This is a genomic window from Streptomyces sp. 2114.4, assembly GCF_900187385.1.
Lineage (GTDB): Bacteria > Actinomycetota > Actinomycetes > Streptomycetales > Streptomycetaceae > Streptomyces > Streptomyces mooreae.
Genome location: NZ_FYEY01000001.1, coordinates 3,684,367 through 3,706,707 on the forward strand (window position 1 = coordinate 3,684,367; position 22,341 = coordinate 3,706,707).

At 70.2% G+C, this 22,341-nt stretch carries 18 protein-coding genes and 5 tRNA genes; 11 read left to right on the plus strand and 12 right to left on the minus strand.

The window, feature by feature from the left end:
• The first annotated feature begins 75 nt into the window (after positions 1-75).
• The 4 genes from CFW40_RS16070 to CFW40_RS16085 all read left to right on the plus strand — a co-directional run bounded on the left by CFW40_RS16070 (position 76) and on the right by CFW40_RS16085 (position 2,144).
• Positions 76-1,788, plus strand: coding sequence for a metallophosphoesterase (locus CFW40_RS16070; RefSeq protein ID WP_176956492.1), 1,713 nt, complete (start codon positions 76-78; stop codon positions 1,786-1,788).
• An 82-nt stretch (positions 1,789-1,870) separates the two neighbouring features.
• Positions 1,871-1,943: transfer RNA gene (locus CFW40_RS16075), tRNA-Glu, on the plus strand.
• Positions 1,944-1,991: 48 nt separating this feature from the next.
• Positions 1,992-2,066: transfer RNA gene (locus CFW40_RS16080), tRNA-Asp, on the plus strand.
• A 4-nt stretch (positions 2,067-2,070) separates the two neighbouring features.
• Positions 2,071-2,144: transfer RNA gene (locus CFW40_RS16085), tRNA-Phe, on the plus strand.
• An 88-nt stretch (positions 2,145-2,232) separates the two neighbouring features.
• On the opposite strand, the gene CFW40_RS16090 is transcribed toward CFW40_RS16085, so the two are convergent.
• Positions 2,233-2,475, minus strand: a complete 243-nt coding sequence (locus CFW40_RS16090) for a hypothetical protein (protein WP_088798550.1) — start codon at positions 2,473-2,475, stop codon at positions 2,233-2,235.
• Positions 2,476-2,579: 104 nt separating this feature from the next.
• Positions 2,580-3,686, minus strand: coding sequence for a hypothetical protein (locus CFW40_RS16095; protein WP_088798551.1), 1,107 nt, complete (start codon positions 3,684-3,686; stop codon positions 2,580-2,582).
• Positions 3,687-3,820: 134 nt separating this feature from the next.
• Here CFW40_RS16095 and hrpA point away from each other — a divergent pair, with 134 nt between their 5' ends.
• The 3 genes from hrpA (at position 3,821) to CFW40_RS16110 (ending at position 8,696) form a co-directional block, all read left to right on the plus strand.
• Entirely contained in the window at positions 3,821-7,948 is a 4,128-nt protein-coding gene (gene hrpA, locus CFW40_RS16100) for an ATP-dependent RNA helicase HrpA (protein WP_088798552.1), read from the plus strand.
• A 112-nt stretch (positions 7,949-8,060) separates the two neighbouring features.
• A tRNA-Asp gene (locus CFW40_RS16105) sits at positions 8,061-8,135 on the plus strand.
• Positions 8,136-8,462: 327 nt separating this feature from the next.
• Positions 8,463-8,696, plus strand: a complete 234-nt coding sequence (locus CFW40_RS16110) for a DUF6274 family protein (protein ID WP_088798553.1) — start codon at positions 8,463-8,465, stop codon at positions 8,694-8,696.
• Positions 8,697-9,225: 529 nt separating this feature from the next.
• Here CFW40_RS16110 and bldC read toward each other — a convergent pair.
• The gene (bldC, locus tag CFW40_RS16115; RefSeq protein WP_003949541.1) at positions 9,226-9,432 is read right to left on the minus strand and encodes a developmental transcriptional regulator BldC; all 207 of its coding nucleotides are present in this window, start codon (positions 9,430-9,432) and stop codon (positions 9,226-9,228) included.
• A gap of 511 nt (positions 9,433-9,943) precedes the next feature.
• Positions 9,944-10,780: a hypothetical protein gene (locus CFW40_RS16120; RefSeq protein ID WP_088798554.1), complete on the minus strand. Its 837-nt coding sequence runs from the start codon at positions 10,778-10,780 to the stop codon at positions 9,944-9,946.
• 196 nt (positions 10,781-10,976) lie between these two features.
• On the opposite strand from CFW40_RS16120, the gene CFW40_RS16125 reads away from it, so the two are divergent.
• Both CFW40_RS16125 and CFW40_RS16130 read left to right on the plus strand, forming a co-directional pair.
• On the plus strand, positions 10,977-12,095 hold the full coding sequence (locus CFW40_RS16125) for a Glu/Leu/Phe/Val dehydrogenase dimerization domain-containing protein (RefSeq protein ID WP_088798555.1): 1,119 nt from the start codon (positions 10,977-10,979) through the stop codon (positions 12,093-12,095).
• 319 nt (positions 12,096-12,414) lie between these two features.
• Positions 12,415-12,666 carry a DUF3073 domain-containing protein gene (locus CFW40_RS16130; protein ID WP_088798556.1) on the plus strand — a complete coding sequence of 84 codons (252 nt, stop codon included), beginning with the start codon at positions 12,415-12,417 and terminating at the stop codon, positions 12,664-12,666.
• Between the two features lie 188 nt (positions 12,667-12,854).
• On the opposite strand, the gene purM is transcribed toward CFW40_RS16130, so the two are convergent.
• The 8 genes from purM to purS form a co-directional block, all read right to left on the minus strand.
• Positions 12,855-13,925: a phosphoribosylformylglycinamidine cyclo-ligase gene (purM, locus tag CFW40_RS16135; protein ID WP_088798557.1), complete on the minus strand. Its 1,071-nt coding sequence runs from the start codon at positions 13,923-13,925 to the stop codon at positions 12,855-12,857.
• Between the two features lie 34 nt (positions 13,926-13,959).
• A complete protein-coding gene (gene purF / locus CFW40_RS16140; protein ID WP_088798558.1) occupies positions 13,960-15,519 on the minus strand; it encodes an amidophosphoribosyltransferase in 1,560 nt (519 codons plus the stop codon).
• A gap of 370 nt (positions 15,520-15,889) precedes the next feature.
• Complete coding sequence (locus CFW40_RS16145) at positions 15,890-16,687, minus strand: maleylpyruvate isomerase family mycothiol-dependent enzyme (RefSeq protein WP_088798559.1); 798 nt, start codon at positions 16,685-16,687, stop codon at positions 15,890-15,892.
• 87 nt (positions 16,688-16,774) lie between these two features.
• The gene (locus CFW40_RS16150; RefSeq protein WP_088798560.1) at positions 16,775-17,620 is read right to left on the minus strand and encodes a M23 family metallopeptidase; all 846 of its coding nucleotides are present in this window, start codon (positions 17,618-17,620) and stop codon (positions 16,775-16,777) included.
• Positions 17,621-17,654: 34 nt separating this feature from the next.
• Positions 17,655-18,170 (minus strand): helix-turn-helix domain-containing protein, encoded by a 516-nt coding sequence (locus tag CFW40_RS16155; RefSeq protein WP_088798561.1) that lies wholly within the window; start codon positions 18,168-18,170, stop codon positions 17,655-17,657.
• A 170-nt stretch (positions 18,171-18,340) separates the two neighbouring features.
• Entirely contained in the window at positions 18,341-20,590 is a 2,250-nt protein-coding gene (gene purL / locus CFW40_RS16160; protein WP_088798562.1) for a phosphoribosylformylglycinamidine synthase subunit PurL, read from the minus strand.
• Entirely contained in the window at positions 20,587-21,267 is a 681-nt protein-coding gene (gene purQ / locus CFW40_RS16165) for a phosphoribosylformylglycinamidine synthase subunit PurQ (protein WP_088798563.1), read from the minus strand. The genes purL and purQ overlap by 4 nt, the downstream gene beginning before the upstream one ends.
• Positions 21,264-21,509 (minus strand): phosphoribosylformylglycinamidine synthase subunit PurS, encoded by a 246-nt coding sequence (gene purS, locus CFW40_RS16170; protein WP_030086196.1) that lies wholly within the window; start codon positions 21,507-21,509, stop codon positions 21,264-21,266. Before purS ends, purQ begins: the two co-directional genes overlap by 4 nt.
• Before the next feature lie 300 nt (positions 21,510-21,809).
• On the opposite strand from purS, the gene CFW40_RS16175 reads away from it, so the two are divergent.
• Both CFW40_RS16175 and CFW40_RS16180 read left to right on the plus strand, forming a co-directional pair.
• A complete protein-coding gene (locus CFW40_RS16175; protein ID WP_088798564.1) occupies positions 21,810-22,130 on the plus strand; it encodes an Lsr2 family protein in 321 nt (106 codons plus the stop codon).
• 119 nt (positions 22,131-22,249) lie between these two features.
• Positions 22,250-22,321: transfer RNA gene (locus tag CFW40_RS16180), tRNA-Gly, on the plus strand.
• Positions 22,322-22,341 lie beyond the last annotated feature (20 nt).

The window sequence follows — 22,341 nt, forward strand, 5'->3', positions numbered from 1 at the left end:
GCCCGCCACTCCGCACCCCAACCGGAAGCGGCCGCTCCCCGCATGGCGGTGCCACCGGCCGGGCATACGGGACCAATGGCCCGCGCCGCGCGCTCCCGGACACCGCACCCCGACTCCCCGCGCACCCCGCCGCACCGGCTGCTGTTCACCTGGCTCCACGGCGTACCCGCACTGCCCACAGCCGTCCGCCGCGCCTACCGCTCCCGCCGTACGGCCCCGGGCGCTCCCGTCCTGGACTGGTCGCGCTCCTTAGCCCACCCGGCATCCGCCACCCCGCTCGGCGCCGCCCCGCGCCGCCCCCTGCGCTCCGCCCTCGGCCTGATATCCGTGGCCGTCCTCGGTGCCTGGCTGGGGCTGGTCCTGATCGGCGGCGTCCACGCCCCCGTCGGCCCGATGGACACCAGCATGGCGCTGCGCCCCTCGCTGACCGGCGGCACCCGGATCAACGTCCCGCCCCTCGGCGACCTGGAACTGAGCAGCCACTACGCACCCGTAGCGCTCGATGTCGATGTCGACCGGCTGGACCCGGCCCGCTCCCGGGCGCTGGTCGACCACCCCGAGCGGTTCGCCGGCCTGCAGGACGAGGTCACCCGTGACGTCACCCGCGGCGCCCTGGGGCTGGCGCTGCACTCCGCTGTCGCCGTGGCGTCCGGCGCGACCGCGCTGAGCCTGGCCGTCCACCGCCGCCCGCGCCGCGCGCTGGCCGCCGGCGGGCTGGCGCTCGCCCTGCTCGCCGCCTGTGCCGGCACCGCGTACGCCACCTGGAACCCGAAGTCCGTACTGGAGCCGAAGTTCTCCGGGCTGCTCTCCTCGGCCCCGTCCGTGGTCGGCAACGCCCGCAACATCGTCAGCGAATTCAACGTCTACCAGAAGGAGTTGGCGCGCCTGGTGACCAATGTGACCAAGCTCTACGACGCCACCTCGACGCTGCCGGTCTACCAGCCGGAACCCACCACCATCCGGGTGCTGCACGTCTCCGACATCCACCTCAACCCCGCCGGCTGGCGGATCATCGCCTCCCTGGTGAAGCAGTACCGGATCAGCGTGATCATCGACACCGGCGACACCATGGACCACGGCTCGGCCGCCGAGAACCACTTCCTGGACCCGGTCTCCACCCTCGGCGCCCCGTACGTCTGGGTGCGCGGCAACCACGACTCGCGCGGCACGCAGAAGTACCTGACCGGCCGCCCCCGCGTCACCGTCCTGGACCACGGCAAGGTCGCCCGGGTCGCCGGCCTGCGCCTCGCGGGCGTCGGCGACCCACAGTTCACCCCGGACCGCTCCGTGGTGGCGGCCGGCGAGCCCGCCGAGCGCACCGCCGGCGGCCGGCTCGCCGACTCGCTGCGCACCCAGCGGCTGGCCGGCACCCCCGTCGACATCGCACTGGCCCACAACCCCACCGCCGTGACCGAGGCGGACGGCCTGGCCCCGCTGGCGCTGGCCGGCCACCTTCACCACCGCGAGATCACCACGCTCCCCCAGGGCACCCGGCTGATGGTCGAGGGCTCCACGGGCGGCGGCGGGCTGCGCGCGGTGCAGAACAAGAAGCCCGCGCCGGTCGAGGCGTCGGTGCTCTATCTGGACCGGACGACGAAACGGCTGCAGGCCTGGGACGAGATCACCCTCGGCGGACTGGGCCTGTCGCGGGCCGAGGTCAGCCGCCACCTCCCCCGCGAGAACCAACCCGGCGCCACGCCCTCGCCGTCCGGCTCCCCTCACTCGTCCGGCCCACCGTCCGACCCGCTTCCGCGCCCGGCCAGGAGCCCTTCCGGCGGCCCCCGGTAAACCGTTTTGGCGAACGGTCCTCCCATCCCATATGCTTCTCACGTCCCCGACGGCGCCGGTAACGACGCCAAGGTGGCCACCAGCCCTCATCGTCTAGTGGCCCAGGACGCCGCCCTTTCAAGGCGGTAGCACGGGTTCGAATCCCGTTGGGGGCACGCATCACCGTGTGCGAGACTGGTTCACGCCGCTTTCGCACAATGCAAGGTCCTGTGGAGCAGTTTGGAGTGCTCGCCACCCTGTCAAGGTGGAGGCCGCGGGTTCAAATCCCGTCAGGACCGCTGCGGCTGGGTAGCTCAGTTGGTACGAGCGATCGCCTGAAAAGCGATAGGTCGCCGGTTCGACCCCGGCCCCAGCCACACCCATTGGGAGAAGGCCCCGATTCCTCGAATCGGGGCCTTTTTCGTGTGCGGTCGTTGTCGGGTCCGGGCGATGTCGATGACGGGCTTACGCCCGGTCGGTGACCGCTTTCACGTCCGGTCGGTGACCGCTGTCCCGGTCGGCGACCGTTTCCCCGAGGGCCCCGTCGCGCTCACTCTCCGGCTGACAGAAAAACAGCCGGGCGCCGCCGCTGACCACCCCCATCGCCGTCAGGCCCACTGCCATCCGCACCAGCCGCCACCAGCCGTCCTCCGCGGCCGGCGGCGCGCCGAAGACCAGCCAGGCGGCAATTCCGAAACCGGCGGCCATCACGGCGATACCCGCCGTCCGTCGTCATCCCTTGTCCATGCCGTCATCGTCACCGATGCGCGAAGGCCGCGTAATCCCTTTTTCCGCCCACCGCCCCTGCCGCCTCACCCGTCCGCGGCGGGCGCCACCGCCTCCTCGCGGCCACCCGGGTGGCGGTGCCGCCAGATCCAGAAGACCGTGCACGAGAGCACCGACCAGCCGGCCAGCACCAGGAAGGGGAAGGCGTGCTGGTGGCCGCCGAAGTAGACGGCGGTGTGCTGGGCGTTGACCGAGCCGCCCGGCGGCAGCCAGCGGCCGATGAGGCCGAGGGCGGAGGGGAGCAGCGGCCAGGAGACCGCGCCGCCCGAGGAAGGGTTGCCCAGCAGCACCATCAGTCCCCAGGTGGGGATCATCGCCCAGCGCCCCATGAGGGCGTTGAACATCGTGAAGACCATGCCGGACGTGAACATCGTCAGCGCCAGGATCAGCCAGGACTCCACGAACGGCAGCCGCAGCGCGCCCAGCCACCAGTCGACCACCGCCGCGATGCAGAAGCCCCCCAGCAGCGCATAGACCGCGGTGCAGGCGATCCGCTCGGCCGGATCCAGGCCGCGGGCGTGCACGCTGAGCTGGATCGCGCCGACGAAGCCGATGATCACCGCGGCCAGCGAGACGTAGAACAGCGCCAGACCGCGGGGATCGCCCTTCTGCAGCGGTTTGATGTCCCGGATCCGGACGTCCACGCCGATCGCCTTGCCGACCTTCGCGCCCGACTGGGCCAGCAGCTGCGCCACCGTGGCCCCCGAGGCGCCGGAGACGTCCAGCTCCACGCCCCTGCCACGGGCGCGCAGGATCGCGAACTCCTGCTGCTCGTCGACGGCCCGCCGGGCCTGGCCGTAGGTGCGGTACCCGGTCAGCCGGAGCGAAGCGTTCAGCGCCTTCTCCATCCCCTGGGTGAAGGCCTTCACCGGCGGGGTGTCGGGAGAGCCGACCACGGCGGTCGGGACGGACCGGGGCGTCGGATTGGCCATGGCGTACGTGTACGAGCCGGCGAACAGACCGGCCGCCGCGGCAACGATGAAGATCAGCACGACCGCGGGGAGGTAGGGCGACTTCTTGAAGGCCGCCCACGCGACGGCCGCCCACCTCTGAGCGCCGGTCCGCGACCTGCCGTGCACGCCGTGCGGAGCGGGTCCGCCGGGCGGGCCGGAAGCGCCACGATGATCAGCCATGGGGACACGCTAAAGCAACGACACGGGGCATACCCGGGCAGATGACCCGTATCGGCGGCCCGGAGGCCCGTGATCCGGCCGTACGGGCAAATGGTTCGCCAGTCGATTACGTGAGGTGAGATCCTGGGGGACGTATGTCCAGTCAGCCTGCCTCCGCCCTGCCCGACGGCGCTGTCTCCACCCCGCCCGGCACCCCCGCTCCCACCCTGTCCGCTCTGCTGGAGCGGCTGCCCGAGCTGATGCTGCGCGACCAGCAGCGGCTGGGGCGTCGGCTCGACGGCGCGCGCCGGATCCGTAAGCCCGAGGCCCGGGCCGCCGTGCTCGCCGAGATCTCCGCCGGCCTCGACGAGGCGGAGCTGCGGGTCGCCCAGCGGCAGGCCGCGGTGCCCCAGATCACCTATCCGGAAGAGCTGCCGGTCAGCCAGAAGAAGGACGAGATCCTCGCCGCGATCCGCGACCACCAGGTCGTGATCGTCGCCGGTGAGACCGGCTCCGGCAAGACGACCCAGATCCCCAAGATCTGCCTGGAGCTCGGCCGCGGCATCCGGGGCCTGATCGGGCACACTCAGCCCCGCCGGATCGCGGCCCGCACGGTCGCCGAGCGGGTGGCCGAGGAGCTGAAGACCCCGCTGGGCGAGGCGGTCGGCTGGAAGGTCCGCTTCACCGACCAGGTCGGCGGCGACACCCTCGTCAAGCTGATGACGGACGGCATCCTGCTCGCCGAGATCCAGACGGACCGCGAGCTGCGCCAGTACGACACGATCATCATCGACGAGGCACACGAACGCAGCCTCAACATCGACTTCATCCTCGGCTACCTGGCGCAGCTGCTGCCCCGCCGCCCGGACCTGAAGGTCGTGATCACGTCCGCGACCATCGACCCGGAACGGTTCGCGCGGCACTTCGGCAGTTTCGCGACCGTAGGGGCGGCGCCGGACCGCACCGGCATCTCCGGGAGCGACGAGCCGAAGCCGAGCGCCCCCATCGTCGAGGTTTCCGGCCGTACGTACCCGGTGGAGGTGCGTTACCGCCCGCTGCTGGAAGAGGGCGGCCAGGAGGCCGACCGCGACCAGATCACCGCGATCTGCGACGCCGTGGACGAGCTGCAGGCCGAGGGCCCCGGCGACATCCTGGTCTTCCTCTCCGGTGAACGGGAGATCCGCGACACCGCGGACGCGCTCAACAAGAAGGCCCTGCCGTCCACCGAGGTGCTCCCCCTCTACGCGCGGCTGTCGCACGCCGAGCAGCACCGCGTCTTCCAGCGGCACACGGGCAGACGGATCGTGCTGGCCACGAACGTCGCCGAGACCTCGCTGACCGTCCCGGGCATCCGGTACGTCATCGACCCGGGCATGGCCCGTATCTCGCGCTACAGCTACCGCACCAAGGTCCAGCGGCTGCCCATCGAGCCGGTCTCGCAGGCCAGCGCCAATCAGCGCAAGGGCCGCTGCGGCCGTACCAGCGACGGCATCTGCATCCGCCTCTACTCCGAGGACGACTTCCTCTCCCGTCCCGAGTTCACCGACGCCGAGATCCTCCGGACGAACCTCGCCTCCGTCATCCTGCAGATGACCGCGGCCGGCCTCGGCGACATCGAGAAGTTCCCGTTCATCGACCCGCCGGACCGCCGCAACATCAAGGACGGCGTCGATCTGCTGCGCGAGCTCGGGGCGCTCGACACCCAGCAGAAGCCCGCCAAGCCGGGGGAGAAGGGGCAGCGGCTGACCCCGCTCGGCCGCAAACTCTCCCAGCTGCCGGTCGACCCGCGGCTGGCGCGGATGGTGCTGGAGGCGGACCGCAACGGCTGTGTCCGCGAGGTCATGGTCATCGCGGCGGCGCTGTCCATCCAGGACCCGCGCGAGCGGCCCGCCGACAAACAGCAGCAGGCCGACCAGCAGCACGCCCGCTTCAAGGACGAGACCTCCGACTTCCTCGCCTTCCTCAACCTGTGGCGCTACGTCCGCGAGCAGCAGAAGGAGCTGTCCTCCTCGGCCTTCCGCCGGATGTGCCGCAGCGAGTTCCTGAACTACCTGCGGATACGCGAGTGGCAGGACATCTACTCCCAGCTGCGTTCGGTCGCCAAGACCATGGGCATCCACCTCAGCGAGGAGGATGCCGCGCCGGACCATATCCACACCTCGTTGCTCTCCGGTTTGCTCTCGCACATCGGCCTCAAGAACGCAGGGCTGGAGGGCGGGAAAGAAGGGGCCGGCAAGAACGAGTATCTGGGCGCCCGCAGCGCCAAGTTCGCGGTGTTCCCCGGTTCCGCGCTCTTCAAGAAGCCACCGCGCTGGGTGATGTCGGCCGAGCTGGTCGAGACGTCCCGCCTGTGGGCGCGGGTGAATGCGAAGATCGAGCCGGAGTGGATCGAACCGCTCGCCCAGCATCTGGTGAAGCGGACGTACAGCGAGCCGCACTGGGAACAGAAGATGGCCGCGGTGATGGCCTACGAGCGGGTGACGCTCTACGGCGTCCCGATCGTCGCCCAGCGCAAGATCGCCTACGGCCGGATCGACCCGGAGACCTCGCGGGACCTGTTCATCCGCAACGCCCTGGTCGAGGGCGACTGGCGCACCCACCACCAGTTCTTCCATGACAACCGCAAACTTCTCGGCGAGGTCGAGGAGTTGGAGCACCGGGCCCGGCGCCGCGACATCCTCGTGGACGACGAAACCCTCTTCGACTTCTACGACCAGCGCATTCCGGCCGATGTGGTCTCCGGCGCGCATTTCGACGCCTGGTGGAAGAAGCAGCACCGCGAAGAGCCGGAGCTGCTGAACTTCGAGCACTCGATGCTCATCAATGAGTCCGCCGAGGCCGTCACCAAGGACGACTACCCGGATTCCTGGCGGCAGGGAAAGCTGAAGCTCAAGGTCACCTACCAGTTCGAGCCGGGCGCGGACGCGGACGGCGTGACCGTCCACATCCCGCTCCAGGTCCTCAACCAGGTCTCCTCCGAGGGCTTCGACTGGCAGATCCCCGGCCTGCGCGAGCAGTTGGTGACCGAGCTGATCCGGTCACTCCCCAAGCCGATCCGCCGTAACTACGTCCCGGCGCCGAACTTCGCGGCCCGCTTCCTGGACTCCACGGTTCCCCTGCAGGGCGCCCTCGTGACCTCGCTGGCCGCGGGGCTGCAGCGGATGGTGGGCGTGCCCGTTGACGCCGCGGACTTCGCCCCGGACAAGATCCCCGACCATCTCAAGATCACCTTCCGGGTGGTGGACGAGCGCCGCCGCAAGCTCGCCGAGGACAAGGACCTGGAGGCGCTGCGGCTGAAGCTCAAGCCGAAGACCAGGGCGGCCATCTCCAAGGCCTTCGAGCAGGCCGCCGAGCGCCCCGCCGGGGACCGCAAGGGCGGCACGGGCGACGGGCGGACGCCGGCCGGCCCGGAGCAGCGGACCGGCCTGACGTCCTGGACGATCGGCACCCTGCCGCGCACCTTCGAGACCCGGCGCGGGGGCCAGCCGCTGAAGGCCTATCCGGCGCTGGTCGACGAGGGCAGCAGCGTCGCGGTCCGCCTCTTCGACACCGAGGCCGAACAGCTCACGGCGATGTGGGCGGGCACCCGCCGCCTCATCCTGCTCAACATTCCCACCAACCCCGCCAAGTTCGCCCAGGACAAGCTGAGCAATCAGCAGAAGCTGGCGCTGTCCCGTAATCCGCACGGCTCGATCGGGGCACTCTTCGACGACTGTGTCACCGCCGCGGCCGACCGGCTGATCGCGGCCCGGGGCGGCCCCGCGTGGGACGAGGAGTCCTTCCGCAAGCTCTTCGACGCCGTCCGCGCCGACCTGGTGGACATCACCCTCAAGACCATCCAGCAGGTCCAGGAGGTGCTGGCCGCCTGGCAGGCGTGCGAGCGCCGGCTGAAGGAGACCTCGTTCCCCTCCCTGCTCCCGTCGCTCACGGACGTCAAGGAGCAGCTGGCGGCGCTGATCAAGCCGGGCTTCGTCACGGCGCACGGCGCCAAACGGCTGCCGGACCTGATGCGTTACCTGGTGGCCGCCGACCGCCGGCTGCAGCAGCTGCCCACCCACGCCGAGCGGGACCGCACCCGGATGGCGAAGGTGAAGGAGATGCAGGACGAATACGCCTGGCTGCTGGAGCAGTTCCCGCAGGGCCGCCCGGTGCCCGCAGCGGCCCGGGAGATCCGCTGGATGATCGAGGAGTTGCGGGTGAGCTACTTCGCCCATGCCCTGGGCACGGCGTACCCGGTCTCCGACAAGCGGATCGTGAAGGCGGTGGACGCCGCCGCGCCGTAGGCGGCGTCTTTCCCCCGGGAATCAGGGCCGCCGGTAGCGAGTTCGACCGCACCCCCTGACCTGCTGTACAGTCTTGTTTCGCAGCCCGCCGCAAGCGGAAAGCGAAACGCAAGGTCCTGTGGAGCAGTTTGGAGTGCTCGCCACCCTGTCAAGGTGGAGGCCGCGGGTTCAAATCCCGTCAGGACCGCATGATGACGGCCCGCATCCTTCTCGGATGCGGGCCGTTCTGCTGTCCGGACCGTTCCGCTGTCGGAGTGATCCCGCGCCCGGTGGACGGCCGCCGCCGGGGGCCGGTCGCCGCACTCCCCGTCAGGACCCGCCCCTGCGGGCCGTATCGGGCCTTCAAGCGCCACTGACCGCGGGCCCGCGCCGCCGTTCGCCTCCGCCGCCGTCCGCCCCCCACCCCCGCCGGCCGAATGCGGTGCGTAGCCGGTTTGCTGCCCGCCGTATTGACTGCGGCACGTACCACCGGTACTCACTGAGGAAGGGCACGGGGGCCGGGGAGGTATGCGCAATGACGACTGCGGTACGGCACGAGACCAGAGCACTGTTGCGGGCCCATCTGTCGGCGGCCACGGCCTATCGCCACCTGATGCGGCACTGCCCCGTCTGCCACCAGCTGCTGCGGCTCGCCATGGAGCCGCACACGGCCCGCTCCGCGGCTCCGGCGCCCGCGGCCGCTCCCGCCCCGCCGCCGGCCCTCTGCGAGCCGCAGGCGGCTGAGGACGAAAATCCTGTGCGCGGATGACCAACGCCGCCTGCGCTCTCGTACGCGCGGTGACAGGCTGTTGGGCGCGGCGGGAGAAGTTCTCTACCGCAGCGGACGTATCGTCTTCAAGCGCCGCGCAGTGTGACGGGTGTCACCGAACCAGTTTGGCGCGATGCGGAACTTAAACCCCCCATACAACCGGTCAATTTAATATGTGCAATTGCACTGCCTGTGAACGACTCAGTAACGAGCCCGCCGGGTCCGTACACAGAGGCCCCCACAAGGCCCGTGAAGGCACCCTGACCGGCGTCCGGGATGGCGTCGGCGGCGTGCCGACCCGGCCGCCGTGAAGGGCCCTGGAGCGGGCGTACACAAAAAGATCGCGCTGGACCCGGCGGAGTCCAGCGCGATCGATGACGTACCCAAGATGCGGCGGGCGTGGGGCCTGTTGGGGCAGGCGCCGCGTCATATGAAGCTGTGTGAAGCAAGGTGAAGCAGGTCGAGCTAGGGGTGCAAAGCAGGCATTTTCGGGTTGGGGGCCCCGAAAACGACCTGGTTATGCGGTTGTTCAGGCCTCGCTGCGCTGCTGCGGAATGCCCGCGAGCAGTGCGCGGACCTCAGCCTCGCGGTAACGCCGATGCCCTCCGAGCGTGCGGATGGACGTGAGCTTGCCTGCCTTGGCCCAGCGGGTCACCGTCTTCGGGTCCACGCGGAACATCGTGGCGACCTCAGCAGGGGTAAGCAGCGGCTCGGCGTCAGGGGTGCGAGCGGTCATGAGCGGCCTCCTCGGGAGAACCGAACCATCACGGTTCTTTCCTCTAAATTCTGCACCTTGACCCACGTTGCCCGAAATGGCGGACGCGGGCCGAGTCGGTTATAGGACGAACGGCTTGTCCTCGGCACTACAACTACACCATCTGTCCAGCCACGTCGGCCAAACCGATGGAATTGCCCTCTCAGGTGTTCAACCTCGGCGGAAGCCGATGGACCGTGCCATAGCGGACAGTCACTCGTCCGTGACGATCAGTCACAACGTGAACAGACGCCACGAGACCCCTCAAGGAGCGCAATACCGATCTATCCGCCCTTAGTTGGACGGAAGGAGCCCGCGTCGGGCTCCTTGTCCTATTTTGGCACGAGGGTATGGCTTGAGAGCAAGACCCGAAGTCAGTGCTTTAGGTCACGCTTGAGGCAATCGCCCGGATAGGGACCTACGTCCTTTACCGTCCGGCCACCGAAAGCGAAGGAACCGATTCCGCATACCTACCATTGCACCGCACCGGCGCTCAGCTGGAGAACTGGCGTTCCCGCACCGCACGCCACCGCTGGGAAAGTTTCTCGTACGCGACCCCGGCCCGCTCGCCGTCGCCCTCGCGCAGCGCCGCCAGTCCCTCCGCCACCTCGGCGGCGGAACGGTCCTCGGCAAGCTGCTCCTCGGGCACCGCGTGCACCAGTCCGCCGTAGTCCAGCTCCACGAGCGAACGCGGATGGAATTCCTCGAGCCAACGCCCCACATCTACCAGGCCGTCGATCAGCGGCCCCTCCTCCAGGGCGTCGCGCAGCGTGCGCAGCCCCCGGGCGACCCGTCGCCGTGCCTCCACCATGGGCGTCCGGTAACGCATCACGGGCGCCTGGTCACCCTTCGTGTACTCCCGCTCGCCGTCGTCGAACAGCACGAACCAGCGGACCGGGACGTGCCAGGCAGCGCCGCGGATCCAGGGCCTCGCGTCCGGGTTGCGCTCCCGCCACCGCTCGTAGTCGCCGGCCGCCTGCAGCCGCACCACCGGGGGCAGCGCCGCGTCCAGCACCGACGCCGGCAGCAGCTCGTCCAGCGCCTCCAGGGCCTGCCAGCCGCGCAGCCGGGTCCGCCAGGGACAGACACACGTCACCTCGTCCACCACGGCGATGAAGGCGTCCGCGCTCTCGTGGACCGGCACCGGCACCGGCGGGGTCGCCAGCAGATCGGCCAGCGCCCGGCGCTGCTCGTCCTGGGCGGTGGGGGTGTCCTCCCGCTTGGCATAGCGCGCCCAGTGGGAGCGCTCCGGCTCGGGGAACGCAGCCAGCGGCTCGTAGACCCGTAGATATGCCATGTACGGGACTTTCACCGACGACGCCAGGGCCACGCCCGCTCCTTCAAAGGGGAAGTCGCCGCCGGGAGATCCCGAGGGTCCCCGCCGGCCTGCGATACGACCAGATCGTCCCATGCCCGTCCCCCGGGAGAGGGTGATCCTGGGCACCCGCCCGATCAACCGGTCCCGCAGGTCTTACGCTCTTTTCAACCGGCCCTCCCCACCCGTCGGAGGGCACCCTTCGCGACTTATGGGAGTCACCACCGTGACTGACGTACGTCCGGCCCACGCCGGCACCGACGGCGGCGTTCTGCACACCCTGTTCCGATCGGAGCAGGGGGGCCATGAGCAGGTCGTTCTCTGCCAGGACCGTGCCAGCGGCCTCAAGGCCGTGATCGCCATCCACAGCACCGCCCTGGGACCCGCCCTCGGTGGCACCCGCTTCCATGCCTACGCCTCCGAGGAGGAGGCCGTGCTGGACGCCCTCAACCTGTCGCGCGGCATGTCCTACAAGAACGCCCTCGCCGGGCTGGACCACGGCGGCGGCAAGGCCGTGATCATCGGTGACCCCGACCTGATCAAGACCGAGGAACTTCTGCTCGCCTACGGCCGGTTCGTGGCCTCCCTCGGCGGCCGCTACGTCACCGCCTGCGACGTCGGCACCTACGTGGCCGATATGGACGTCGTCTCCCGTACGAACAAGTGGACCACCGGCCGTTCCCCGGCGAACGGCGGCGCCGGTGACTCCTCCGTCCTGACCGCCTACGGCGTCTTCCAGGGCATGCGCGCCTCGGCCCAGCACGCCTGGGGCGACCCGACGCTGCGCGGCCGCACGGTGGGCATCGCGGGCGTCGGCAAGGTCGGCCACCTCCTCGTCGAGCACCTGCTCGAAGACGGCGCCGAGGTCGTGATCACGGATGTCCGCGCCGATTCGGTGGCGCGGGTGCGCGCCAAGTACCCGCAGGTCACGGCCGTGGCGGACACCGAGGCCCTGATCCGCACCGAGGGCCTGGACGTCTATGCCCCGTGTGCGCTGGGCGGCGCGCTGAGTGACGATTCGCTGCCGGTGCTGACCGCGAAGGTGGTGTGCGGCGCGGCCAACAACCAGCTCGCCCACCCCGGCGTCGAGAAGGACCTCTCCGACCGCGGCATCCTCTACGCCCCCGACTACGTCGTGAACGCCGGCGGTGTCATCCAGGTGGCCGACGAGCTGCACGGCTTCGACTTCGACCGCTGCAAGACCAAGGCGGCGAAGATCTTCGACACCACGCTGGCGATATTCGCTCGCGCGAAGGCCGACGGCATTCCGCCCGCCGCGGCCGCCGACCGCCTGGCCGAGCAGCGCATGGCGGAGGCGCAGCGCCCCTGACCCAGGCCGGAAATGCCCCCTTGCGGGCCGGAAAGGCAGCTCTGTACTGCCTGCCGCGGGTGGCCGGGGGAGACATCCCTCACCACCCGTCGGCGGGTCGCCGTACAAGACAGGTTAAAATCGCAGTTGACCAGCGGGGACGGGGCGCCTTGCCGGTCGTGCCGAGCGGCGGGTGATGCGGGCGACGTACCGTATGGCCGCGGAAGCAGGTACCGTTAAAGCCCTACGGGCCGGTCTCTCTGTCGAGAGCCCGCTCTGATCCATGAACGCGTGTCAAGACTCTGGGGCCACCGAGCCCCGTCATTGAGGGGGTCGACCCATGGGGCGCGGCCGGGCCAAGGCCAAGCAGACAAAGGTCGCCCGCCAGCTGAAGTACAGCAGCGGTGGGACGGATCTCTCACGACTGGCCGACGAGCTGGGTGCAACACCGTCGAACCAGCAGCCTCCGAACGCCGAGCCGTTCGAGGAGGACGAGGACGACGACCCGTACGCACGGTACGCAGATCTGTACAACAGCGACGACGAAGAAGAGGACGAGGGCGACTCGTCCCAGCAGCGTCGTCGCGCTTGACGCTCTGCGCGCTCGCGGCACCCATAACAGCATCACGGACCCGGTCCTGGGCATCGCCCGGACCGGGTTCTGTGCTGCGCGGATGACCGCTTCCCGGATAGCCGTGGGCGCGGTGGCCGCACCGAAGGCCGCCGGAGAGAGGGGCGCCCGTCCTGGCCCGGGTGGGGCCGAGGCGGGCGCCCGTCCGCTCAGCTCGCGTAGTCACCGGTCAGGGTCACTGCCTCGGCGCGGTCACCGCGGTCGGTGATCTCGCCGCTGACCCAGGCGTCCACGCCGCGGTCGGCCAGCGTGGTCAGGGCGGCCTCCACCGAACCCTGCGGCACGACGGCCATCATGCCGACGCCCATGTTCAGGGTCTTCTCCAGCTCCGGGCGGGCGACCGAGCCGGCCGTGCCGACCAGGTCGAAGACCGGGCCCGGCGTCCAGGTGGCGCGGTCGACGGTGGCGTGCAGACCGTCCGGGATCACCCGGGCGAGGTTGTTGGCCAGACCGCCGCCGGTGATGTGCGAGAAGGCGTGCACCTCGGTCGTACGGGTCAGCGCCAGGCAGTCCAGCGAGTAGATCTTGGTCGGCTCCAGGAGCTCTTCGCCGAGCGTGCGGCCGAACTCCGGGACCTCCCGGTCCAGGGCCATTCCGGCACGGTCGAACAGCACATGGCGGACCAGCGAGTACCCGTTCGAGTGAAGCCCGGAGGACGCCATGGCGATCACCGCGTCGCCCGTACGGATACGATCCGCGCCCAGCACCCGGTCCGCCTCGACGACGCCGGTGCCGGCACCCGCGACATCGAACTCGTCCGCGCCCAGCAGCCCCGGGTGTTCCGCGGTCTCGCCGCCGACCAGCGCACAGCCGGCCAGCACACAGCCCTCGGCGATGCCCTTGACGATCGCGGCGACCCGCTCGGGGTAGACCTTGCCGACGCAGATGTAGTCGGTCATGAACAGCGGCTCGGCGCCGCAGACGACCAGGTCGTCGACGACCATGCCGACGAGGTCGTGGCCGATGCTGTCGTAGACGCCCATCTTGCGGGCGATGTCGACCTTCGTGCCGACGCCGTCGGTCGCGGAGGCGAGCAGCGGACGCTCGTACCGCTTGAGGGCGGAGGCGTCGAAGAGGCCGGCGAAGCCGCCGAGCCCGCCGACGACCTCGGGGCGGGTGGCCTTCTTCACCCACTCCTTCATCAGGTCCACGGCGCGGTCGCCGGCTTCGATGTCAACGCCCGCGGCGGCGTAGCTGGCACCGGAGGATTCAGCGGACATGGCTGAGCACTTTCCTGTCGTGTGTGAACGAGCTCTACGGGCGACGCAGCGCGTCGGCCCCGCCGACCCCGGCGGTGAGCGTCTGGACGCCGTCCACATCGGACTTCGTCCGGCTCGCGGTCTCCGATTCCAGGAGGTGCTTGCCCAGCAGCCCCGGGTCGGGCAGCTCCATCGGGTACTCGCCGTCGAAGCAGGCGCGGCACAGATTCGGCTTGGCGATCGTGGTCGCCTCGATCATGCCGTCGATGGAGATGTACGCGAGGGAGTCGGCGCCCAGGGACTTGCCGATCTCCTCGACCGACAGCCCGTTGGCGATCAGCTCGGCGCGGGTGGCGAAGTCGATGCCGAAGAAGCACGGCCACTTGATCGGCGGGGAGGAGATCCGGATGTGGACCTCGGCCGCGCCGGCCTCGCGGAGCATCCGTACGAGCGCGCGCTGGGTGTTGCCGCGGACGATCGAGTCGTCGACGACCACCAGGCGCTTGCCGCGGATGACTTCCTTGAGCGGGTTGAGCTTGAGCCGGATACCGAGCTGGCGGATGGTCTGCGAGGGCTGGATGAAGGTCCGGCCTACGTAGGAGTTCTTGACCAGGCCGGAGCCGTAGGGGATGCCGCTGGCTTCGGCGTATCCGACGGCGGCGGGCGTGCCGGACTCCGGCGTCGCTATCACCAGGTCGGCATCGGCCGGCGCCTCGGCGGCCAGCTTGCGGCCCATCTCCACCCGGGAGAGGTACACATTGCGGCCGGCGATGTCGGTGTCCGGGCGGGCGAGGTAGACGTACTCGAAGACGCAGCCCTTGGGGCGGGCCTCGGCGAAGCGGCTGCTGCGCAGACCGTTCTCGTCGATGGCGACCATCTCGCCGGGCTCGATCTCCCGGATGAAGCTGGCGCCGCAGATGTCGAGGGCGGCGGTCTCGGAGGCGACCACCCAGCCGCGCTCCAGGCGGCCGAGGACCAGCGGGCGGATGCCCTGCGGGTCGCGGGCGGCGTAGAGCGTGTGCTCGTCCATGAAGCAGAGCGAGAAGGCGCCCTTGACCTTGGGCAGGACGCGCGGGGCGGCCTCCTCGACGGTCAGCGGCTTGCCGTCCTCGTCGACCTGGCCGGCCAGCAGCGCCGTCACCAGGTCGGTGTCGTTGGTGGCCGCGACCTGGGTCGCCCGGCCGCCCTCGCGGGGCAGCGCGGCGACCAGATCCGCCAGCTCGGCGGTGTTCACCAGGTTGCCGTTGTGGCCGAGCGCGATCGAGCCGTGCGCGGTCGCACGGAACGTCGGCTGGGCGTTCTCCCACACCGAGGCACCGGTGGTGGAGTAGCGGGCATGACCCACGGCGATATGGCCCTGGAGAGAGCCGAGCGAAGTCTCGTCGAAGACCTGGGAGACCAGGCCCATGTCCTTGAAGACGAGGATCTGGGAGCCGTTGCTCACCGCGATGCCCGCGGACTCCTGTCCACGGTGCTGCAGCGCATACAGCCCGAAATAGGTGAGTTTGGCGACCTCTTCACCCGGAGCCCAGACACCGAAGACGCCGCAAGCGTCCTGGGGGCCCTTCTCGCCGGGGAGCAGGTCGTGGTTGAGTCGTCCGTCACCACGTGGCACGGCACCGAGTCTAGGGCAGGTCGCGCATTCATCCGAACCGGGGAGGGCCGCGGAACTGGATGAGTGCATGAATGCGGGCCGCACGGCGTGACGTGCCCACGCCCCGCGACGGGCGGCTCAGCGCCCCGGGCGCACCGCGGATCCCTTGGCTCACCTGGTGCGGCGCCGGATGCGGGGCCCGCGGCGCGGACCGTGTGGATCTTGCGGTGCGGTGGCGCGTCCCGCTCCGTGTGAGATGCGCGACGCCGCCCGCGGCCGCGATCGGTACGGGCGCCGGGGGTGCCGCCCACGCCGGGGCGCGGGGCCCGGCCCACGTCCGGTGCGGGCGCCGGGCCCACGTCCGTTGCGGGCGCCGGGCCCACCGCCGCCGTCAGCTCAGCACGGGCAGATACCCGCTGATATCGGCCCGCTCGCCGCCGGCGCTGACCGTCGCCGCGTCCAGCGCCTCGGCCCAGGACGTACGGCCGGTGGCCAGCCGTATCCAGGTCAGCGGGTCGGTCTCGACGACATTCGGCGGGGTGCCGCGGGTGTGCTTGGGGCCCGCCACGCACTGCACCACGGCGAACGGCGGAATCCGCAGTTCCACCGAACCGCCGGGGGCCCGGTCCGCCAGGACGTCGGCCAGCAGGCGGGTGGTGGCGGCCAGGGCCTGGCGGTCGAAGGGGATCTCCAGGCCGGTCGCCGCCGCGAGGTCGTCGGTGTGCACGACGAGTTCGAGACAGCGGGTGACGAGGAAGTCGGCCAACGGCATCGCGCCGGGCAGGACCGGCACCAGCCGGTCGTCCGGCTCCGGCGCGACGACCTCGGCGAACTCGGCAGCGGTGCGTTCCAGCAGCTCCACGGGGTCGTGCGCGTCGGCCAGGGCGCGGGTGCGCGCATCGACATCAAAGGCACGCGGCGCGGCCGCCGACGGCCACTCCAGCAAGGTGGCCTCCGCCCGCGCCGGCACCGGCTTCTCAAGACTGCGCGCCACGCTCCCCGTGGCCATGGACAGATGCGCCACCAGCTCGCGCACCGTCCAGTCACCGAGCCGGGTCGGCAGCGCCAACTGGCCCGGCACAAGGGCGCGTACGGCCTCCTGGACGTGCGCGAGCTGGGCCGTGACGGCGCTGCGGGTCTTCTTCGGGTCGTACCGGCGGGGACGCGGCTTCCGGGCGGCAGGAGACATGTCCGTCAGCCTACGAGGCGGCACTGACAGGTGCTGCCGAATGCGCGAGACGGGTGCCGGGGCGGCCGGCAAGCGGGCGGCCGGCGGTCAGCTCGCCGGTGTCGTCCGCGGCTGGGCGGCCTCGAAGGTCTCGCCGTTGCGTGGGACGCCGACGCCCTGCCAGGTGAACGGGATGCCCTGGGCGGTGACCGGGTCGGCGGCGTCCATGAGCTGGAAGTGGACGTGCGGCTCGCTGCTGTTGCCGGAGTCGCCGCACTGGCCGAGGGTCTCCCCGGCCCGCACCCGGTCGCCCGTACGGACGGTGAGCGAACCGCGGCGGACATGGGCGTAGAGCGCGTGGACGCCGCCTCCCAGGTCGAGGATCACATGGTTGCCGAGCATCCAGCGGGCGCCGCCGAGCGTGCGGGCGGGGCCTTCCAGGGCGAGCAGGTAGACGGCCGCGGGCCAGGACGTGCGGCTGAGATGGTCGCGACTGCCGTCCTCGGCCCGGACGACGGTGGCGTCGGCGACGGCGAGCAGGGGCGCCCCGAAGGCCGGGAACTCCTCGTTGCGGCGGAACAGGGGCCACCAGCCGAAGCCGGGGCGGGAGTCCGGCTCCGGTTCCGCCACGATGTCGATCGCGTACGCCTGCCCGTAGGCCCGTGTGCCATGGCTGGGGACCTTGTCGGCGGGGCTGTTGAGGGCCTTCCAGCGGCCGGTGACCGGAGCGGCGACCGCCACCGGCTCGCGGGCCGGGCCCGTCATGGTGTCCCCCTCCTCGCGGGCCGCCCGGCGGTTCACCCCGAATCCGATCAGCATCCAGAGGCCCAGCGGAACCCAGCCCCACCCATACGGGATGTCGACGAAAAACCTCGCGACGACTATCGCGAGGAAGACGAGCAGGCAGGCGCGTGCGGCGTACCTGGAGAGCTTTCGCACAGTGGTGGACGTCATTTGTTCTCCCCCGTGAGGTCGGTGTGGCCGGGCGTCAGCACCCGGCGGCGGTCAGCATCACCAGCAGCGGCACGACGCGGCCGGCCGGAACCTCGTAGCGGCCGCGGGCGGCCGTCTGCAGCCAGCCGGCGGCGGTCAACTGCCGCAGGTGGTGGTAGATCTGCCCGGTCGTGCCCGTGCCGTCGAGCTCGGTGAGCTCGGCGGCGGTGCAGCGGCCGCCGAGGATCTCGCGCAGCAGCCGCAGCCGCAGGGGCTGGCCCAGTGCGGCGAACGACTCGGCGGCGGCCGCCCAGTCGTCGTCCAGCAGGGCATCGGTGGCCAGGCCGTACTGCCACTCGTAGCGCAGCCCGGCAGGCGTCCGTACGGCCCCGGTGAAGAGCACTCCACCGTTGTCGGCGCCGAGTTCGGCCCACTGCTCCTTGAGGCCGCGCAGCGCCCACAGCTCCTCGTCCGGCTCCCGCTCGGGCGTGGAGACCGGAGCGCGGGCGGCGGACCGTTCGAGCGCGGCCAGCCGGCGTTCCACTTCGGCCAGCCGCTGCTCCAGATCCATGCTCAGAGATTACGTAATAACGTAATTCATGGCAATGGCTGCCGGGCGGGTAGGTACGGGGAGGCGCCGGAAGGTGCGGGGAAAAATGGCGACGGCCCGTCCCCATGGCGGGAACGGGCCGTCGGTGGCGCGGCGCGGCGCCCGGGCTGCGTCTCAGACGGATCAGGCGATCAGGCGATCAGGCCCGGGATGGTCGCCTCGTGCGCGTCCTTCAGTTCGCTCAGCGGGATGCTGAACTGCCCCTGGACGTCGATCTCGGTGCCGTCGACCACACCGATCCGGGTGGCCGGCAGCCCCCGTGCACCGCACATGTCGGTGAAGCGAAGCTCCTCGCTGCGCGGCACGGCCACCACGGCCCGGCCCGCCGACTCGGAGAAGAGCAGCACGAAGGGGTCGAGACCGTCGGGAACGACGAGGCGGGCACCCTTGCCGCCGCGCAGGCAGGACTCCACCACGGCCTGGATCAGACCGCCGTCGGAGAGGTCGTGCGCGGCGTCGATCATGCCGTCGCGGGAGGCGGAGATCAGCACCTCGGCCAGCAGCCGCTCGCGCTCCAGGTCCACCTGCGGCGGCAGACCGCCGAGGTGGTCGTGCACCACCTGCGACCAGGCCGAACCACCCAGCTCCTCGCGGGTGTCACCCAGGAGGTAGAGCAGCTGGCCCTCGTCCGCGAAGGCGATCGGGGTACGGCGGTTCACATCGTCGATCACGCCGAGCACCGCGACGACCGGGGTCGGGTGGATCGCCACCTCGCCGGTCTGGTTGTAGAGCGACACATTGCCGCCGGTGACCGGGGTGCCGAGGGTCTGGCAGGCGTCGGCGAGACCACGGGTGGCCTCGGCGAACTGCCACATCACCGCCGGGTCCTCGGGCGAACCGAAGTTCAGGCAGTCGGAGACGGCCAGCGGCTTGGCACCGGACGCGGCGACATTGCGGTACGCCTCGGCCAGCGCCAGCTGCGCGCCGGTGTACGGGTCGAGCTTGGCGTAGCGCCCGTTGCCGTCCGTGGCGAGCGCGACACCGAGGTTGCTGTCCTCGTCGATCCGGACCATGCCGGCGTCCTCCGGCTGCGCGAGGACGGTGTTGCCCTGCACGAACCGGTCGTACTGGTCGGTGATCCACGCCTTGGAGGCCTGGTTGGGCGAGGCCACCAGCGCGAGGACCTGCGCGCGCAGCTCGTCCGCGTTCGCCGGGCGGGCCAGCTTGGCCGCGTCGTCGGCCTGGAGGGCGTCCTGCCAGTCGGGCCGGGCATACGGGCGCTGGTAGACCGGGCCCTCGTGGGCCACGGTGCGCGGCGGTACGTCCACGATCTGCTCGCCGTGCCAGAAGATCTCCAGCTGCGAGCCCTCCGTCACCTCACCGATGACGGTCGCGATGACGTCCCACTTCTCGCAGATCTCCAGGAAGCGGTCGACCTTCCCCGGCTCGACGATCGCGCACATCCGCTCCTGCGACTCGCTCATGAGGATTTCCTCGGGCGAGAGGGAGGAGTCACGCAGCGGCACGGTGTCCAGCTCGACGCGCATCCCGCCGGAGCCGGCCGAGGCCAGCTCGCTGGTGGCGCAGGACAGCCCGGCGCCGCCGAGGTCCTGGATGCCGTCGACCAGGTCTTCCTTGAAGATCTCCAGGGTGCACTCGATGAGCAGCTTCTCCTGGAAGGGGTCGCCGACCTGGACGGCGGGGCGCTTGGCGGGCTTGGAGTCGTCGAAGGTCTCCGAGGCCAGCACGGAGACACCGCCGATGCCGTCGCCGCCGGTGCGGGCGCCGTAGAGGATGACCTTGTTGCCGGCGCCGGACGCCTTGGCGAGGTGGATGTCCTCGTGCTTCATGACGCCGATGCAGCCGGCGTTGACCAGGGGGTTGCCCTGGTAGCAGGCGTCGAAGACGACCTCGCCGCCGATGTTGGGCAGGCCCAGACAGTTGCCGTACCCGCCGATGCCCGACACCACGCCCGGCAGGACGCGCTTGGTGTCGGGGTGGTCGGCGGCGCCGAACCGCAGCGGGTCCACGACGGCGACCGGGCGGGCACCCATGGCGAGGATGTCGCGGACGATGCCGCCGACGCCGGTGGCCGCGCCCTGGTAGGGCTCGATGTACGAGGGGTGGTTGTGGGACTCCACCTTGAAGGTGACGGCGTAGCCCTGGCCGACGTCGACGACACCGGCGTTCTCGCCGATGCCGACGAGCAGCGCGTCGTTCTCCGGGGCCTTCTCGCCGAACTGCTTGAGGTGGACCTTGCTGCTCTTGTAGGAGCAGTGCTCGGACCACATCACCGAGTACATGGCGAGTTCGGCGCCGGTGGGACGGCGGCCGAGGATCTCGCGGATGCGCTGGTACTCGTCCTGCTTCAGGCCGAGCTCGGCCCACGGCTGGTCGGTGTCCGGCGTCTCGGCTGCGTGCTTGACGGTGTCCAGAGTCATGCGTTGACCAGCTTCTTCAGGATCGAGGTGAAGAATCCGAGGCCATCGGTACGGCCCGTACCGATCAGCGGCTCCACGGCGTGCTCGGGGTGCGGCATGAGGCCGACGACATTGCCCGCCTCATTGGTGATGCCGGCGATGTCGCGGAGCGAGCCGTTGGGGTTGCCGTCCAGGTAGCGGAAGGCGACCCGGCCCTCGGCCTCGAGCATGTCGAGCGTGCGCTCGTCGGCGACGTACCGGCCGTCGATGTTCTTCAGCGGGATGCTGATCTCCTGGCCGGACGCGTAGTCCGACGTCCAGGAGGTCTCCGCGTTCTCCACCCGCAGCTTCTGGTCGCGGCAGATGAAGTGCAGATGGTTGTTGCGCAGCATGGCGCCGGGCAGCAGGTGGGTCTCGGTGAGCACCTGGAAGCCGTTGCAGATACCGAGGACCGGCATACCGGCCCTGGCCTGCTCGATCACGGTCTCCATCACCGGCGAGAACCGGGAAATCGCGCCGGCCCGCAGATAGTCGCCGTACGAGAAACCGCCGGGCAGCACCACGGCGTCGACCTGCTTGAGGTCCTTGTCGCGGTGCCACAGCGGCACCGCTTCGGCACCGGCGACCCGGACCGCGCGCTGGGTGTCGCGGTCGTCGAGCGTGCCGGGGAAGGTAATGACTCCGATCCGCGAGGTCATGAGTCGACCCGCACGGTGAAGTCTTCGATGACGGTGTTGGCGAGGAAGGTCTCGGCCATCTCTTGGATGCGAGCGAGGGCGGCGTCGTCGACCGGACCCTCCACCTCAAGTTCGAAACGCTTGCCCTGACGGACGTCGGCGATCCCCTCGAAGCCCAGGCGTGGCAGTGCGCGCTGCACCGCCTGCCCCTGCGGGTCGAGGATCTCCGGCTTGAGCATGACGTCGACTACGACGCGTGCCACTGGCACTCCCGGTGGTGTGGTGCGTAAGGCGGTGTCCTCACAGTACCGTGTTCGAAAATCTACGCGCATAGATATGCGGGCGGCCCGATCACGGTCCGGTATCGGAAGGAGTGCAGCTCAGGAAAAATTCTCGAAAAGATCCGGGGTCCGGATTGCGGGAAGACACGCTGACGAAATTAACTGGGCTTCACAATGCAATGCCCATCGCTGTACAAATGAAAAAGCATTGATCCCAATCAGCCGGATCCGGAGCATCACCCCATGTCAACAAGGGGTCGCTCCACGAAAGGACCGATATCCGTGGCGCAGCGCGTAGTAGTAACGCTCTCCGATGACATCGACGGAGGAGAAGCCGCAGAGACGGTCGCCTTCGGATTGGACGGGAAGTCGTACGAGATCGACCTCAATCCAGCCAATGCGAAGAAACTGCGCGGCGCTCTCGCCCCGTTCGTGGAGGCCGGCCGCAAGCGGGCCAAGTCCGGCAAGGCCTACCACCGGACCGCGGTGAACCCCGACCCCGCGGCCGTCCGCGCCTGGGCGCGGTCCCACCAGATGGACGTCCCCCCGCGCGGCCGGATCCCCAAGAAGGTCTACGAGGCCTTCAACGCCGCCAACCGCTAACCGACTTCAGCGCGTCCCCCGGGCCGGGCACAGCCGACTTGCACAGCACCCCTACTGATCAGCTAGAGTCTGGAACACGCCGAGGGGCGAGGCCGAAAGGCCGGACCTCACGGAGTCACGCGGGTGTAGCTCAGTAGTAGAGCGCCCTCTTTCCAAGAGGGAGGCGCAGTGTGCAATCCCTGTCACCCGCTCTGACAGCTCGACCGTTCCC